Raw genomic sequence first — 14,975 nt, 5'->3', positions numbered from 1 at the left:
TTCTTTGCTTTCAGCCTGTTCACAATGGCACCACTTAAACAAGGCTCAGGATGAACAACTCATGAATCTCAATTTTGCGTTTGCGTGCATGATCGTCGTGTCGTTTGCGATTGCCCTGGGGCATGCATGATTCACACGGACGCCACCAGATGTTCGCGAAACCATTTGTGAGCCGGATCCCGATGCGAGCGCTCGGCCCAGAGCATCGCCATCTCGTAACCCGGCACCGTCAGCGGCGGTTCAACCACTTGCAGAGCTGAATGGTCGCGCACCAGCCGCGACGGCAACATCGCCACCAGATCGGTACTCGCCAACACCGACATCAGCAGCAGAAAGTGCGGCACCGACAGCACGACTTTCCTGCTCAGCCCCACCTCCGCCAGCGCCTTGTCCGTCACCCCGAAAAAACCTCCGCCCTCCGGCGACACCAGCACATGCTCAAGCTCGCAGAATTGCTCGCGCGTCAGTTTGCGCTGCAACCCCGGATGCCCCACCCGTCCCGCCATCACATAGCGCTCGCTGAACAGCGCCCGTCGATGCAGCTCCAATGGCGAATCTTCGCTGGTGTGCAGCGCCAGATCGATCACGCCCTGCTCCGCCTGCTTCACCAGATGCTGCGGCGACAGATCGAGCACCGCCAGGCGCGAACCCGGTGCTTGCGTACGTAATCCGGCCAGCGCCGACAGGATAACGGTCGATTCGCCGTAGTCCGATGCCGCAACTTTCCAGGTATTCGTTGCCTGTGCCGGGTCGAACGCACAGGCCGGCGCCACCGCCCGCTACAGTGCTTCCAGTGCCTCGCGCAACGGCTCGCGCAACTCATCGGCCCGTGCTGTCGGGCGCATGCCCCGTGGGCCGGGCAGCAACAGCGGATCGCCAAAGATGTCGCGCAATTTGGCCAGATGCACACTCACCGACGGCTGCGACAGGTTCAGCCGCTGCGCGGCGCGGGTGACGTTGTGCTCCGACAGCAGCACGTCGAGGGTCAGCAGCAGGTTGATATCCAGGCGACGTAAATTATTCATGGCTATACCAGACATATCAGACATTCATTTCCAATATACCTGTCGAGCGCCGATCCTGCTGTCACTCAGCAACGGAGCCTCACCATGAATGTGCTACTGGTCTACGCCCACCCCGAACCGCAATCGCTAAACGGCGCATTGAAAGACTTCACCGTCCAGCACCTGGAAGCCGCCGGCCACAGCGTGCAGGTTTCCGACCTCTACGCGATGAACTGGAAAGCCAGCCTCGACGCAGACGACAGCCCCGGTCGTGACAACAGTCGGCCATTCGATGCCTCCCTCGACTCGAAACTCGCGTTCGAACAAGGCCGGCAAGCCACTGACATCGCCGCCGAACAGGCAAAATTGCTGTGGGCCGATACCTTGATGCTGCAATTTCCGCTCTGGTGGTTTTCCATGCCGGCGATCCTCAAGGGCTGGGTCGAGCGCGTGTACGCCTACGGATTTGCCTACGGCGTCGGCGAACATTCTGACGCCCGCTGGGGCGATCGTTATGGCGAAGGGACATTGAAAGGTAAACGGGCGATGTTGATGGTCACAGCCGGCGGCTGGGAATCGCATTACAGTCAGCGCGGGATCAACGGGCCGATCGATGATCTGTTGTTCCCGATTCATCACGGGATGCTCTACTACCCCGGATTCGAAGTGCTGCCGCCGTTTGTGGTGTATCGCACGGGGAAAATGGATGAGGCGCGGTTTGCCCGGACGTGTGAAGAACTGGGGCTGAGACTGGATGAGTTGTGGAGTACCCGGCCGATCGGGTTTCGACGGCAGAATGGCGGGGACTATGAGATTCCGGCGCTGACGTTAAAGGACGGGATTGCGCCGGGACTCGAGGGATTCGCGACGCACATCCTCTAGTGTTGCTCGACCTGCTTTCGCTGGGCTGCACAGCAGCCCAGATTTAGTAGCAGGGCACCGCCGATCAATCAGGCTCGGGGGCGAAAAACCTGATATCAAACTCCCCGCCCCGCTCGTTCAACAAAATGATCCGAGCGCAATGCCAGCACCTGAGAAGCATGTCGGACTCTGCAAACAGCTTGTCGACGAGCTGATGGGCGGACATTGCATTTCCATCCGGCAGATCAAGCGCATCCTCTGAAGCCACCAGAGATACACCCGTCCCGCAAAACCAGTTTTTGTGAACCAGCTCATCACATTTGCACCGAACCCATGACCCCATGACCTACCTCAAGACACAAATAAGTGAACGACGCACAAATCAAACCTCTTCCCGCCCTCTACGCACCTGCACCAACAACGCCGGCGCAAAGTGCAGCAGCACCATCCGCACCAGATGGTGAGTCAGGATAAACACCACGTTCAACCCGCCACCAAACGCCACGATGGCAATCGTCTCAATGGCCCCCGGCATGTAGGCCAGCCACAGCGACAACGCATCACTGCCCAGCAATCGCGCCGCCACTTCGGCGAATCCCGCTGCGACCAGAATCATCAAACCCACCGACACCAGTGCCGTGCGGCCATGACGTCCGAGTTCCGCGAGACCAAGGCCCTGGAACCGTGATCCGATCCGCACCCCGAGAATCAGCGCCGCCAGATTCAGGCTCCAGTCCGGCATGTGAAAGCCGTGCAGCCATCCTGATTTCAGGAACACGGCGGTGAGGATGATTGCGGTCAACATGAACGGCGCCGGTACGCCAATCGCCAGCAGCAATCGCCCGACCACCACGCTCGAAATGATCAACGAGAACACGGTCAACGCCATGCCCGTGGACAACGGATCGACCTCGGCCACCGCGACCGCTGCCTGACCGGGAATCAGCAAACTCACCAACACCGTGATCAGCAGCAAACGCATCAGGTGCACGATGATCACCTTGCTCGATGCCTGATGCGATTCCAGCAAATCAAATACCGCCGCCAGCGCCCCGGGATACACCGCCAGCAAGGCATCGGTGCGATTCCACCCTGCCCCGCGCGCCAGCCACCAGGCGGACAGCGCCACTTGCACTGTCAGGCACAGCAGCAACAGGCCGAGGCTTGGCAGCATTGTCGAGACGGTCGCACTGTCCCACGCTTCGAACATCAGTCCGGTGGCGATGCCCAGCGTGACCTGGATATAACCCAAGCCATAAGGGGTCCTGGGTGCAAAACTGAATTTGGTAGCGGCAAGAGCGGTGACAAGGATCGAGCCCAGCAGCAACCCGTGGGGCACGCCCTCGAACTGCAATAGCGCGCCGAATCCGGCAGCAATTAACAAACACAGAATGGATTTCATGGTCGCCTTCCTGGCTATTCAAATGACGTCAGGCGCGCAACCGTCCAATCGCCCGCCGATACTTTTCGATCCGCCCCAGATCCTCCCAGCTCGGCGAGGCAATCCGCGACAGGTCGCTGTTCTCCTCCAGATCCGCGAGTTTCACCACCCGCCCGATCGGGTTCTGCGCCGCACGCTCGACGAAGTCCTCGTAGGATTCGCCGGGCACTTTGGTGACCGATTCGATAGCCGACAAAACCTCTTCGCTGAAGCCTTCCTTGCGCAAATCCTCCAGGCTGATGCCGCAGTCTTCGACCACATCGTGCAGCACCGCGACGATGCGTTCTTCCAGGCTGCTCATGCGCAGCATGACTTTCAGCGGATGCAAAATGTACGGTGCACCACCCTTGTCCACCTGCCCGGCGTGAGCCGTGGCGGCAATGGCGATGGCGCGTTCCAGAGTCTGAGTCATGGGCGTTTCCTCGGGTCAGACGCCGTACCGGCCGCCAATATAGAAATGACGCTTGAACCAGCGCCCGATCGCCTGCAAACGCCCGGTCGGCTGCGCCGGCTCGGCGTAGCGCTGGAGAATCAGCGAAACCAGATCAGCCTGACTCTCCCCCGGATGCGCGTCCAGCAACTCCGCCACCCAGGCGCAATTGGCCTTCTTCAAATGCTCGCGCCACTCCCCGGGCCAGCCATCCAGCTCATCCAGCGCCAGCCACCGCGCACCGCCCTGCTCCACATGCCCGCCGCCAATCGATTGCTCGAAACAGAACGGTGTCGCTGGTCGGGACAGGTCGATGCTGAAGATGTAGATATCCTGGGTCTTGTGCTGCGGCGTGGGGGCGTTGTTGCGATGGCCGATCTGAATCATGCGCGGTTCCGTCCGTGGGAGAGGCGTTACAACTTGTTTCGCAGTCTACGACGTGGTGCGGATGGGGGAAACCTTTGGCGATGAGCCGGGTTGTGGCAAGTGAAAAGATTGACTGGGTGGTCCGGGAAATCCGTTTCAGGCGCCAACAAAAAAGGGACACCGTTGGGTGTCCCTTTTTGCATTTGGCGTTGGCCGATGGATCAGCGTTTCATCGCCTCACACCGCGCGCGCAAATCATGGTTGTCGATATTCCCGCAACTACTGCCGCCCGTCGTGGCATTGCAGTAGGCACGCTGGTCGTGGTCATCGATATTGCCGCAGGAACTGCCACCCTGCTCTGCGTTGCACCGTGCACGCAGGTCATGATCATCGATGTTGCCGCAACTGCTGCCGCTCTTTTTGGCGTTGCAGTAGGCGCGCTGGTCATGGTCGTCAATGTTGCCGCAGGAACTGCCGCCCATCTCCGCATTACACGCCGCCCGCAGATCGTGATTATCGATGTTGCCGCAGCTGCTGCCGCTCTCCCTTGCATTGCAATAGGCACGCTGATCGTGGTCATCAATGTTGCCGCAACTGGCAAAGCTATAGCCGCTCAACATCAACAACATTGCGAGTAATAGTCTCATCACACACTTCCATGGTTGACCAGGAACCAGCCTGGCACTGCTTGAGCCGATGAATGAGCGTCGCGACACGCCATCAAATTGACATCGGTTTTGGGGAAAGTTCCAAGACGAAAAAGAGCGCTTGAAAATCGAAATCTGAAAACCCCGTAGGAAATCACCACCCGTGGCGAGGGAGCTTGCTCCCGCTGGGCGGCGAAGCAGGCCTAAACCCGGAAAGTCATTTTCCTCTGACACTCTGTAGCCCTTGATTTACGCCTGCTGAGCAGCCGAACTAGAGCAAAATCGCTGGCCAGTCGTGGCTATTTCGCGTCCTACAGGCTGATTGCGACGGTGGGGAGCGGTGCCTAGAGTGGGTCTGTCGCTGAACGAATTTGGCGATAGGGTTTCGCAGCCCTTAAGATTGACACCCTGTTCCGTCTGGCACGGCCGACTCCCGGCTGCGCAAATTTTATGGCGGTTGTGCGTGGGAGACCTTCGGGTCTGCCGGGTCTTGGTGTTAATCCTCCGGTCTGCGAACCCGCGCATAGCTGCCACCCATTTTGTTTCGCAGCAGGACGGTGGCAATTCTTCTCATTAAAAGGATTAGCACCATGACGAACAAAAAATCGCTCTACCACTGCGTTGACATGTCCTATCCGGCTTCGGATCACCCTGTCCTGCTGATTAATGCCGAAGCCCCCTTGAGTGACCTACATGCCTGCGCATCCGAACGCCTCGAGGCAGTCCTCAAGTATTTAGATCTCATGGCGTGCACCAGCCTCCCCGACCATTCCGAACACGACATCAGCACCATCACCACGATCGCAAGAATCCTGGTGCAGGACGTGAGGGACGTATTTCGAGTAATTGGGCAACGAGCAATTGAATCCTGATCCAGGCGTTCTACCCCCCCCCCTTTGAAGCCATAAAAAACCGCGATATCGCCGTTTTTTTGTCCTTTGGATGGGTCGGAGTAGAAAACTCAGTCGCAAAATCGGCTGAGGCTCCGCCGGCTAGCGACTTTGGTCTCAACGTCTTCCACTGACAAAAACTTAGTGGCACTCTGACATCCGGCAATTGATCGGTGTACTGAGGATCTTCGATCCTGATCAGCGACAATCACGGCAACAGTAGACGAGGAAAGGATATCTCCATGAAAAAATTGCTCTTCATTCTCACACTCTTCAGCTCATTTTCTTGCACCGCCGCGACAATTCTCAATCCGATGGATTTCGACGGTTCAGAAGCACAGAAACAACAGGTCGTTGATTCCATCACCGCAACGGTGAGGAAGGACTACTGCGAAAAAATCGACATGTGTCAGGAAAGCACTCTTCGCATGATGGAAAAGAAGAACCTTGACTCCTTCAAAGAAGCGACTAAAGCCACTGATCGAAAAATAATGAACGCAGTAATTCATGACTACTGCGAGAAAATTGACATGTGTAATTACAGCACTATATGGATGATGTATAAGAAAAATTTTGAAGCCAAGAACAAAAGCCTTACATGGTAGTTAAAGTACGAAACTTAAAGGTGACAGATCTACAAAACACCATACAAATAAATCTGTCACCTTTTCTCGACCACTTTTTCTCGACCTCATGGCCTGCGTCCACTTCCCCGACCACGCCGAACACGACATCAACACAGTCACCCCCATCGCTAGAATCTTGGTTCAGGACGTGAGTGATGTGCTTCGAGTGATAGAGCAACGAGGGGTTAGTGTTTTAGGTTAAAAATTTGACGGTGACAGATTCATAAAATAAACCTGTCACCTTTTGGTCTTTTTTGATCATATAGTGGCCAGCTGAGCGACATTATGGTCATAAAGCTCCCGTCCAGACAAAAAAACAACTGAGGAGAACTGCTATGCTAGCACGCGACAAAATAATCAAAAGCTACGCAGAATGGACTGTACTTTCAGCACTTCGAAGCGGCTCTCCCATAAAAAGCCGAGTTGATGTATATGGCATTCTCAAGAAAATTGACTTCTCCGACATCCTCGACAAATCCCGCGGCCCAATAACCCGTGAAGAATTCGAAAACTGGCACAAAGAAACATTATTCACTCTGACAACGACTTGCGAAAAACTCAAACATCAATTTGGGTGGGCGGCAAAAATAATAAACATTTACTTGAAAACCTATTGCTACATTGGAGACGGAGGACGCATTAATGTTCGCGAGTGCTTACACCCACCAATCGACTCAGGATTGTGGAAAGGTATAAAGAGAAAATATAAAAACACCCACCACATATTCGAAGACACTCACTCAAAAGAAACGATAAAAGAAATAACCACACACGAATCGTATCTGAGAATAATTACTGGCCTACGAAAAGTATCGCTCGATCGCAAGTGCTGCCTTATTGAGGTCGAAGAACTATGGGAAAACAACCAACCCCGCCACCTCCCATAAAACCAACTCCTGAAATCACGCCCAGCAAAAATAAATCTGTCACCTTTTCAAGTTGGTGCAGGACGTAAGTGATGTGTTCCGAGTCATAGAGCAACGAGGGTTTGATGTTCCTGGGTAGAACATTTGAAGGTGACAGATTCACATAAATAAATCTGTCACCTTTTCACTTGCAAAGCAGACTTAGTAATCTGGAGCAAACACGACAATGACTTTCAACTTATCCGAAGCCGCGCAAAACTCCTTTTTCAAGGCAGCCGGATTTCTTATATGGCCGTCCGGGTCATACACAAAAAATATAATTGTCTTGCACGCCGTGTGCGACTGATACCTGGCGATATCAAGAATCAACTCATCACCAAGAGAGCGATCAGTCATACTCGCTCGTGCCATTTTGACTTCTACCACCAGTTCCTCATCGGGAATCGAGAAGTCTACCCTTGACCCTCCACCCAGGACGTTTGGCGCGATGTCCTCTGATTTGACATTTGAAAAATACATTCTCAACAATGCGAAAACCAGATACTGAACATCGTACTCATCCTCCACCAGAAGTGCCGGACGATTACGCTTGCGTACACTCAAGTCTTTCGCGAAACGATGAAATCTCCGAAGAAGCAACTCTATACGTTCTTCTACACTCAAGTTGCCGGAGGCGTTTTCACCTGTTTCAAAAGCAAAAAAGTTCCTTAACACATCTTCTTCAAACTCAATCTGCGCCGCAGGCGGCTTCCAGAGAAGAAAGTACCAGCCAAACAACAAAATACAGGCTTCAATGATCAAAAACACAACCAGGTGAACAAAATTCAAACTCAACCTGTAAGCACTCTCATACTTGTATTTATGTCCTCCTCCAGACCTTTCTCCCGACACAGGAACAAGATTAAGGTCAAACTTTACAACCACACCTTTAAAACCCTGAACCCCATGAAGGTCATACCTTACAAAATCATTTTCACTTAAAAACCCTTCATTATAAGAAGCGAGCTTTTCAAACTGCCCATTCGTGATCGATTGATACTCCTTCGAGGTCACAACACCCACCACTGCCGAGTTTGTGATATCGACTTCTTCAAATACTGGATAAATCCAGAGCGAATAGGCCATCAACGTCAGAAAAAAAGAAAAACACAACAAACCTTTCGAGAAACGATTGAGTCGCCTTGTATTAAGTATGACAGCTGGAGTTGATCTGTCTTTACTCACGATCCCTAACAAACCAGCAATTTTCCCAAGCAAGACTCACCCCAATTACAAATTCAATCAAAACCCACTGATTCAACAATCCGAAAACCCGTGAAGAAGGTTTTCGTCGCTTTCATTTCAATCAATCGCCACGTCCACTTTCTCAAGACCTTACACGTGGAAGCCGCAGCAACGAGGGCAATAAATCACGCGCCTTTATCGCGAGCCTTAGCGATTATCTTCGCTCTCGCCCTAAATGATGGCATATGGACATCGCCAAATTTATCACATGAACCGAAACGGGGTACTGAAAATCAGGGACAAAAAAAACCGCACTTCTGCGGTTTTTTTAGATCACTCGAAAGCGCCGTGAAAAATCAAACTCAGAAATTCGCCGGCGTATTCGCACTGATAATCTCCGCCTCATCCGCCCCGATATTCCGGAACTTGTGCGGCAGCGTCGTCGGAAAATAATACCCGTCCCCCGCACTCAACACGCTCACCTGCCCGTCCACCGTCAACTCGACCGTGCCGCGCGTCACCAACCCACACTCCTCGCCTTCCGCGTGAACGATCGGCTCTTCCCCGGAACTCGCGCCCGGTGCGTATTGCTCGCGCAGCAGGCGCATCTGGCGGCTGGGGACCGAGGCGCCGATGAGCAGCAGGCGCAGGCCGTGGCGGCCGAGGTCGGGTTGTTCGTTGGCGCGGAAGACGTATTGGTGTTCGCGGGGGGGCTGGTCGAAGGTGAAGAAGTCGGCCAGGGACATCGGGATGCCTTCGAGCAGCTTTTTCAGTGAGCTGACGGAAGGACTGACACGATTCTGTTCGATCAGGGAGATGGTGGCATTGGTCACGCCGCTACGCCGGGCCAGCTCGCGCTGGGAGAGTTTGTAGCTTTCGCGTACTAGTTTGAGTCGAGAACCCGTATCCATGACAGCCTTATGTGAGAACGACTTAAGGGTAATGGGGGTGGGTGGCGGGTGCCGCGCAAGGCGCGCGGATCACGTTGCTCCCGTGTCCCGGAACCGTGAAAGGCGGCTATTAAATCACGTTTGTCGGTGTTGCTCAGCAGGTTCGATGGACGGCACATGAAAAAGCCGGCAGCGCCCTTTTCGGGGGCGCCGCCGGCGAGGTAAATCAGATGCCGAAACGGTCGCGCAGCGAGTAATACACCGCGCCGAGGGCGGTCAGCGGGGCCGAGAAGGTACGGCCGCCGATCATCGGCATGTGTGGCAGCGAGGCGAAGGCGTCGAAGCGTTCGGCGTCGCCACGGATCATTTCCGAGATCAGTTTGCCGGCCAGGTGCGAGCAAGTGACGCCGTGGCCGCTGTAGCCCTGCATGTAGTAGGCGTTTTTCTCGATGCGGCCGAATTGCGGCATGCGCGACATGGTCAGCAGGAAGTTGCCGGTCCAGCGGTAGTCGATTTTCACGTCCTTGAGTTGCGGGAAGGTCTTGAGGATCTTCGGGCGGATCAGGGTTTCGATGTCGTCCGGTTCACGGGCGCCGTAGACCACGCCGCCGCCGTAGAGCAGACGGTTGTCGGCGGTGAGGCGGTAGTAGTCGAGCAGGTAGTTGCAGTCTTCGACGCAGTAATTGTTGGTGATCAGGCTGCGGGCCTGCTTTTCTGTCAGCGGTTCGGTGACGCAGATCTGCGAGCCGCACGGCATGCTCTTGGCCGTCACGCGGTTGTCGAGGCCTTGTGGCAAGTAGGCGTTGCCGGCGATCAGCAGGTACTTGGCGCGGACCTGGCCTTTGGCGGTGCGCACGACGTTGGGCTCGCCGTACTTGATTTCCACCGCAGCGGATTGCTCGTAGATCTTGCCACCCAGACGCACGATGGCCGCAGCTTCACCGAGGGCCAGGTTCAGCGGGTGAATGTGGCCGCCCTGCATGTCCAGCAGGCCGCCGACGTAGGCGTCGGAACCGACTTCGCGGCGGATGTCCGCAGCGTCGAGCATCTTCAGGTTTTTATTGCCGTAACGTTCCCAGCTACGTTTTTGTTCGGCGAGGCCCTTGAGCTGCTTGTTGTTCATCGCTGCGAAGATACCGCCCGGGCGGTAGTCGCATTTGATGTCGTATTCCTTGATGCGCGAACGGATGATGTCGGCGCCTTCGAAGATCATGCTGCCGAGGATTTCGGCGGTCTTGTCGCCGTAGCGCTCTTCGATCACGTCGACGTCGCGGCTGTAGGAGTTGACCAGTTGACCGCCGTTGCGACCGCTGGCGCCGTAGCCGACTTTCGCCGCTTCCAGCACCGTCACCTTGTAGCCGGCTTCGCTCAGGAACAGCGCCGAAGACAGGCCGGTGTAGCCGGCGCCGATGATGCAGACATCGCACTCCACCGACTCTTCGAGGACCGGAAAATCGATCACTTCGTTGCGGGTGGCGGCGTAGTAGCTGTTCACGTGTTGTTGTTTCATTTTTTTATTCTCCGAGGGTCGCCGGTTGCAGGCGACCACCGCTGTAAAAGAGTCAGAGCTTGATCCAGGTCGCTTTCAGCTCGGTGTACTTGTCGAACGCATGCAGCGATTTGTCGCGACCGTTGCCCGACTGCTTGAAGCCACCGAACGGTGCGGTCATGTCGCCGCCGTCGTACTGGTTGACCCACACGCTGCCGGCGCGCAGGCCACGGGCGAAGGTGTGGGCCTTGCTCAGGTTGCTGGTCCAGACCCCGGCGGCGAGGCCGAAGATGCTGTCGTTGGCGATGTGCAGCGCTTCTTCAACGGTGTCGAAGGTGATCAGCGACAGCACCGGGCCGAAGATTTCTTCCTTGGCGATGGTCATGGCGTTGGTCACGCCGTCGAAAATCGTCGGTTCGATGTAGGTGCCACCGGTTTCTTCGAGGGTGCGATGGCCGCCGGCGATCAGCTCAGCGCCCTGCTCCCGGCCGATGCTGATGTAGCGCAGCACGTTGTCCAGTTGACGCTGATCGACCACGGCGCCGACGGTGGTGGCCGGATCGAGGGCGTGCCCCGGTTTCCACGCTTGCAGCGCTTCCACCAGCAGCGGGATGAATTGCTCGCGGATCGAACGTTCCACCAGCAGGCGCGAGCCCGCGGTGCAGACCTCGCCCTGGTTGAACGCAATGGCGCCGGCCGCCGCTTGTGCTGCCGCGCGCAAGTCCGGTGCGTCGGCAAACACCACGTTCGGGCTCTTGCCCCCTGCTTCGAGCCAGACGCGTTTCATGTTGCTTTGGCCGGCATAAATCATCAGTTGCTTGGCAATCGCCGTGGAGCCGGTGAAGGCCAGCACGTCGACGTCCATGTGCAGCGCCAGCGCCTTGCCGACGGTGTGGCCGAAGCCTGGCAGGACGTTGAACACGCCTTTGGGAATGCCCGCGTCCAGCGCCAGCTGAGCGATGCGGATCGCGGTCAGCGGCGACTTTTCCGAAGGTTTGAGGATGAACGAGTTACCCGCCGCCAGCGCCGGGGCGAATTTCCAGCTGGCCATGATCAGCGGGAAGTTCCACGGCACGATGGCCGCGACTACGCCGGACGGCTCGCGGGTGACCAGACCGAGTTGATCGTGCGGGGTGGCGGCGACTTCGTCGTAGATCTTGTCGATGGCCTCGGCGCTCCAGCGGATCGCGTTGGCGGTCGCCGGGATGTCGATGCTCATCGAGTCGCTGATCGGTTTGCCCATGTCGAGGGTTTCGAGCAGCGCCAGTTCTTCCTGGTGCTGCAGGATCAGGTCGGCGAAGCGAATCAGAATGCGCTTGCGCTCGGCCGGGGCCTTGTTCGCCCACACGCCGGAATTGAAGGACTGGCGCGCGACTTCGACGGCGAGGTTGGCGTCGGCTTCATCGGTGCTGGCGACGGAGGCCAGGAAACGGCCATCGACGGGGCTCAGGCATTCGAAAGTGTCGCCGCTGATCGCCGGGCGATATTCGCCGTTGATGAAGGCGCGGGATTCGAGGGTCAGGGACTGGAAGCGTTGTTCCCAGTCGTTGCGGGTCATGGTCATGGGGGTGACTCACACAGAGAAAGAGGTGACCGCCGCTCAGATGGGAGCGGCGGTGCTTGCGAGGTAAACGCTTGAGCGTCAGACGGTATGCAGATACCAGTTGTACTCAAGGTCAGAGATCGAGTTCTCGAACTCGGCCAGCTCGCTTTCCTTGCACGCGACGAACACGTCGATGTACATCGGGTCGATGTACCGGGCCATGACTTCGCTGTCGTCCAGCTCACGCAGGGCGTCGCGCAGGTTGTTCGGCAGGCTCTGTTCGTTCTGCTCGTAGCTGTTGCCTTCGACCGGGGCGCCCGGCTCGATCTGGTTGGTCAGGCCGTGGTGAATACCGGCCAGAACGGAAGCCATCAGCAGGTACGGGTTGGCGTCGGCACCGGCGACACGGTGCTCGATGCGCACGGCGTCTGCCGAACCGGTCGGCACGCGGACGGCCACGGTGCGGTTGTCGATGCCCCAGCTCGGCGAGTTCGGCACGTAGAACTGCGCGCCGAAGCGGCGGTACGAGTTGACGTTCGGGCACAGGAACGCCATTTGCGCAGGCAGGGTCTCCAGCACACCGCCGATCGCGTGGCGCAGCGCGGCGTTCTGCTCGGGATCCTCGCTGGCGAAGATGTTGTTGCCTTCCTTGTCCAGAATCGAAATGTGCACGTGCAGACCGTTGCCCGCCTGGCCCGGATACGGCTTGGCCATGAAGGTGGTGTCCATTTCGTGGTCGTAGGCGATGTTTTTCACCAGACGCTTGAGCAGGACGGCGTAGTCGCACGCCTTAACAGGATCGGAAACATGGTGCAGGTTGACTTCGAACTGCGCCGGGGCGCTTTCCTTGACGATGGCGTCGGCCGGGATGCCCTGCTCTTTCGCGCCTTCGAGGATGTCTTGCAGACAGTCGACGTATTCGTCGAGATCGTCGATCAGATAAACCTGAGTCGACACCGGACGCTTGCCCGAAACCGGCGAACGTGGCGATTGCGGACGGCCGTTCACGTTGTCCTGGTCGATCAGGTAGAACTCGAGTTCGAACGCGGCGCAGATGGTCAGGCCCAGTTCGTCGAATTTACGCACCACGTTGGCCAGCACTTCACGCGGGTCGGCGAAGAACGGCTCGCCTTCCAGTTCGTGCATGGTCATCAGCAGTTGAGCGGTCGGACGCTTCTGCCAGGGCTCGATGCTCAGGGTGCCCGGAATCGGGTAGCAGATACGGTCGGCGTCGCCGATGTCCAGGCCCAGACCAGTGCTTTCCACCGTGGAGCCATTGATGTCGAGGGCGAAAAGCGAGGCCGGCAAGTTGATGCCTTTCTCGTAAACCTTATGAAGACTGGTGCGCTCGATGCGCTTGCCGCGCACCACACCGTTCATGTCTGCAATCAGAAGGTCGACGTACAAAACCTCAGGATGTTTCTTAAGGAATGCGTTTGCTTCGTTGAGTTGAACGGCACGCAGAGGGACCGACATGATGCACCTATTTAGCTGTTAATTATTATGTTCACTGCTGTTTCGCGGAGCCAGTCAACCCGAACGGCAAAGTGAAGTCAATAGCGAACACATGGCCGTTCAGCGTTTATTTTTCGGGCTTTTTTTAACACTCTCGTGCCAACGCAGGCGCCAGAGCCCCGGTCTTGATGAAGATTTGATGAACGGCGTTTAGAATTTTTTACATGGGAGTTGTTAATTAAAATCAACGAGGCTAAGCTCCGGAAAAGCTCGTTCAAGTGTCAAACTTCGAGGTGAATAAAAATGGCATTCAAGCCATTGATCGGCGTTACTGCGTGCGTCAAACAGATTGGCCTGCACCCCTATCACATCAGCGGCGACAAGTACGTTCGCGCTGTCAGCGTTGCGGCGCTGGGGTTGCCCGTCGTCATTCCTTCCCTTGGCAAACTGACTGAAATCGAAGACCTGCTGGGTCAGCTCGACGGTCTGTTGCTGACCGGCTCGCCGTCCAACGTGGAACCTTTCCACTATCAGGGCCCGGCCAGCGCTCCCGGCACGGATCACGATCCGGCACGGGATGCCACCACCCTTCCTCTATTGCGTGCAGCCATCGCGGCGGGCGTTCCGGTACTCGGCATCTGCCGGGGTTTCCAGGAAATGAACGTGGCGTTCGGCGGCAGCCTGCACCAGAAGGTGCATGAGCTGCCGGGCATGCTCGATCACCGCGAAGCCGACAGCCCGGATGTCGCCGTGCAATACGCCCCGGCTCATGCCGTGTCGGTACTGCCCGGCGGCGTGTTCGAAGCGCTGGAGCTGCCGGGTGAATTCCAGGTCAACTCGATTCACAGTCAGGGCATCGACCGCCTCGCTCCCGGCCTGCGCGCCGAAGCCGTGGCGCCGGACGGCCTGATCGAGGCGGTCTCGGTGGAGCACAGCCCGACCTTCGCCCTCGGCGTGCAATGGCACCCGGAATGGCAGGTGCTGGACAACCCGAACTACCTGCGGAATTTCCAGGCGTTCGGCGAGGCCTGCCGCCAGCGTGCGGCGCGACGCAACCAGCGCTGACGCCACCCAACGATTGCAAAACCATTTACTGCCCCCGCGGGGTCGGCGGCTGCGCGCTTGCGCATCCGTCATCCGCGATCAGCAACACACCGCGAAAACAAAAAGCACCACCCGGCAGCCAGGACGGCGGCGCCGAACAACCCGCACGGTGCGGGTCTGCAATCCACTCTTAAGCCAG

14 protein-coding genes and 2 pseudogenes are annotated in these 14,975 nt (G+C 57.0%); 6 read left to right on the top strand and 10 right to left on the bottom strand.

What is annotated here, in order from left to right; all coding sequences use genetic code 11:
* Positions 1–131: 131 nt before the first annotated feature.
* Positions 132–1,025 (bottom strand): annotated as a pseudogene (locus M5B44_RS09355) (LysR family transcriptional regulator).
* 84 nt (positions 1,026–1,109) lie between these two features.
* Here M5B44_RS09355 and M5B44_RS09350 point away from each other — a divergent pair.
* Positions 1,110–1,886, top strand: coding sequence for an NAD(P)H-dependent oxidoreductase (locus M5B44_RS09350; protein WP_248738944.1), 777 nt, complete (start codon positions 1,110–1,112; stop codon positions 1,884–1,886).
* Positions 1,887–2,247: 361 nt separating this feature from the next.
* On the opposite strand, the gene M5B44_RS09345 is transcribed toward M5B44_RS09350, so the two are convergent.
* The 4 genes from M5B44_RS09345 to M5B44_RS09330 all read right to left on the bottom strand — a co-directional run bounded on the left by M5B44_RS09345 (position 2,248) and on the right by M5B44_RS09330 (position 4,749).
* Entirely contained in the window at positions 2,248–3,267 is a 1,020-nt protein-coding gene (locus M5B44_RS09345) for an AbrB family transcriptional regulator (RefSeq protein ID WP_248738943.1), read from the bottom strand.
* Positions 3,268–3,295: 28 nt separating this feature from the next.
* Positions 3,296–3,718, bottom strand: a complete 423-nt coding sequence (locus tag M5B44_RS09340; protein WP_248738942.1) for an HD domain-containing protein — start codon at positions 3,716–3,718, stop codon at positions 3,296–3,298.
* Between the two features lie 15 nt (positions 3,719–3,733).
* The gene (locus M5B44_RS09335; RefSeq protein WP_085708647.1) at positions 3,734–4,123 is read right to left on the bottom strand and encodes a hypothetical protein; all 390 of its coding nucleotides are present in this window, start codon (positions 4,121–4,123) and stop codon (positions 3,734–3,736) included.
* Positions 4,124–4,323: 200 nt separating this feature from the next.
* Positions 4,324–4,749, bottom strand: a complete 426-nt coding sequence (locus M5B44_RS09330; RefSeq protein ID WP_248738941.1) for a hypothetical protein — start codon at positions 4,747–4,749, stop codon at positions 4,324–4,326.
* A gap of 590 nt (positions 4,750–5,339) precedes the next feature.
* On the opposite strand from M5B44_RS09330, the gene M5B44_RS09325 reads away from it, so the two are divergent.
* The 4 genes and pseudogenes from M5B44_RS09325 to M5B44_RS09310 all read left to right on the top strand — a co-directional run bounded on the left by M5B44_RS09325 (position 5,340) and on the right by M5B44_RS09310 (position 7,152).
* Positions 5,340–5,621 (top strand): fructose-bisphosphate aldolase, encoded by a 282-nt coding sequence (locus M5B44_RS09325; RefSeq protein WP_248738940.1) that lies wholly within the window; start codon positions 5,340–5,342, stop codon positions 5,619–5,621.
* Positions 5,622–5,881: 260 nt separating this feature from the next.
* A complete protein-coding gene (locus M5B44_RS09320; protein ID WP_248738939.1) occupies positions 5,882–6,244 on the top strand; it encodes a hypothetical protein in 363 nt (120 codons plus the stop codon).
* A gap of 76 nt (positions 6,245–6,320) precedes the next feature.
* Positions 6,321–6,467: pseudogene (locus M5B44_RS09315) on the top strand (fructose-bisphosphate aldolase); the annotation flags it as partial.
* Between the two features lie 133 nt (positions 6,468–6,600).
* A complete protein-coding gene (locus M5B44_RS09310) occupies positions 6,601–7,152 on the top strand; it encodes a hypothetical protein (RefSeq protein ID WP_248738938.1) in 552 nt (183 codons plus the stop codon).
* Between the two features lie 180 nt (positions 7,153–7,332).
* On the opposite strand, the gene M5B44_RS09305 is transcribed toward M5B44_RS09310, so the two are convergent.
* The 5 genes from M5B44_RS09305 to M5B44_RS09285 all read right to left on the bottom strand — a co-directional run bounded on the left by M5B44_RS09305 (position 7,333) and on the right by M5B44_RS09285 (position 13,753).
* Entirely contained in the window at positions 7,333–8,388 is a 1,056-nt protein-coding gene (locus M5B44_RS09305; RefSeq protein WP_248738937.1) for a hypothetical protein, read from the bottom strand.
* Between the two features lie 329 nt (positions 8,389–8,717).
* A complete protein-coding gene (locus M5B44_RS09300; RefSeq protein ID WP_011333561.1) occupies positions 8,718–9,266 on the bottom strand; it encodes a cupin domain-containing protein in 549 nt (182 codons plus the stop codon).
* Between the two features lie 205 nt (positions 9,267–9,471).
* A complete protein-coding gene (locus tag M5B44_RS09295) occupies positions 9,472–10,755 on the bottom strand; it encodes an NAD(P)/FAD-dependent oxidoreductase (protein WP_085686396.1) in 1,284 nt (427 codons plus the stop codon).
* A 52-nt stretch (positions 10,756–10,807) separates the two neighbouring features.
* A complete protein-coding gene (locus tag M5B44_RS09290) occupies positions 10,808–12,298 on the bottom strand; it encodes an aldehyde dehydrogenase (RefSeq protein ID WP_248738936.1) in 1,491 nt (496 codons plus the stop codon).
* A 78-nt stretch (positions 12,299–12,376) separates the two neighbouring features.
* Positions 12,377–13,753: a glutamine synthetase family protein gene (locus M5B44_RS09285; RefSeq protein WP_085708652.1), complete on the bottom strand. Its 1,377-nt coding sequence runs from the start codon at positions 13,751–13,753 to the stop codon at positions 12,377–12,379.
* Between the two features lie 282 nt (positions 13,754–14,035).
* On the opposite strand from M5B44_RS09285, the gene M5B44_RS09280 reads away from it, so the two are divergent.
* Positions 14,036–14,797, top strand: a complete 762-nt coding sequence (locus M5B44_RS09280; protein ID WP_248738935.1) for a gamma-glutamyl-gamma-aminobutyrate hydrolase family protein — start codon at positions 14,036–14,038, stop codon at positions 14,795–14,797.
* Positions 14,798–14,975: the final 178 nt, after the last annotated feature.

Source organism: Pseudomonas sp. MWU12-2029 (assembly GCF_023242425.1).
Classification (GTDB): Bacteria; Pseudomonadota; Gammaproteobacteria; order Pseudomonadales; family Pseudomonadaceae; genus Aquipseudomonas; species Aquipseudomonas kribbensis.
The sequence above is the reverse complement of the archived record's forward strand: the minus strand, read 5'-3'. Positions and strand labels throughout refer to the sequence as shown.

Excerpts from the sequence above, each read along its gene's own strand:
- M5B44_RS09350 (WP_248738944.1), top strand. The coding sequence starts at position 1,110 with ATGAATGTGCTACTGGTCTACGCCCACCCCGAACCGCAATCGCTAAAC.
- M5B44_RS09345 (WP_248738943.1), bottom strand. The coding sequence starts at position 3,267 with ATGAAATCCATTCTGTGTTTGTTAATTGCTGCCGGATTCGGCGCGCTA.
- M5B44_RS09340 (WP_248738942.1), bottom strand. The coding sequence starts at position 3,718 with ATGACTCAGACTCTGGAACGCGCCATCGCCATTGCCGCCACGGCTCAC.
- M5B44_RS09335 (WP_085708647.1), bottom strand. The coding sequence starts at position 4,123 with ATGATTCAGATCGGCCATCGCAACAACGCCCCCACGCCGCAGCACAAG.
- M5B44_RS09330 (WP_248738941.1), bottom strand. The coding sequence starts at position 4,749 with ATGAGACTATTACTCGCAATGTTGTTGATGTTGAGCGGCTATAGCTTT.
- M5B44_RS09325 (WP_248738940.1), top strand. The coding sequence starts at position 5,340 with ATGACGAACAAAAAATCGCTCTACCACTGCGTTGACATGTCCTATCCG.
- M5B44_RS09320 (WP_248738939.1), top strand. The coding sequence starts at position 5,882 with ATGAAAAAATTGCTCTTCATTCTCACACTCTTCAGCTCATTTTCTTGC.
- M5B44_RS09310 (WP_248738938.1), top strand. The coding sequence starts at position 6,601 with ATGCTAGCACGCGACAAAATAATCAAAAGCTACGCAGAATGGACTGTA.
- M5B44_RS09300 (WP_011333561.1), bottom strand. The coding sequence starts at position 9,266 with ATGGATACGGGTTCTCGACTCAAACTAGTACGCGAAAGCTACAAACTC.
- M5B44_RS09295 (WP_085686396.1), bottom strand. The coding sequence starts at position 10,755 with ATGAAACAACAACACGTGAACAGCTACTACGCCGCCACCCGCAACGAA.
- M5B44_RS09290 (WP_248738936.1), bottom strand. The coding sequence starts at position 12,298 with ATGACCATGACCCGCAACGACTGGGAACAACGCTTCCAGTCCCTGACC.
- M5B44_RS09285 (WP_085708652.1), bottom strand. The coding sequence starts at position 13,753 with ATGTCGGTCCCTCTGCGTGCCGTTCAACTCAACGAAGCAAACGCATTC.
- M5B44_RS09280 (WP_248738935.1), top strand. The coding sequence starts at position 14,036 with ATGGCATTCAAGCCATTGATCGGCGTTACTGCGTGCGTCAAACAGATT.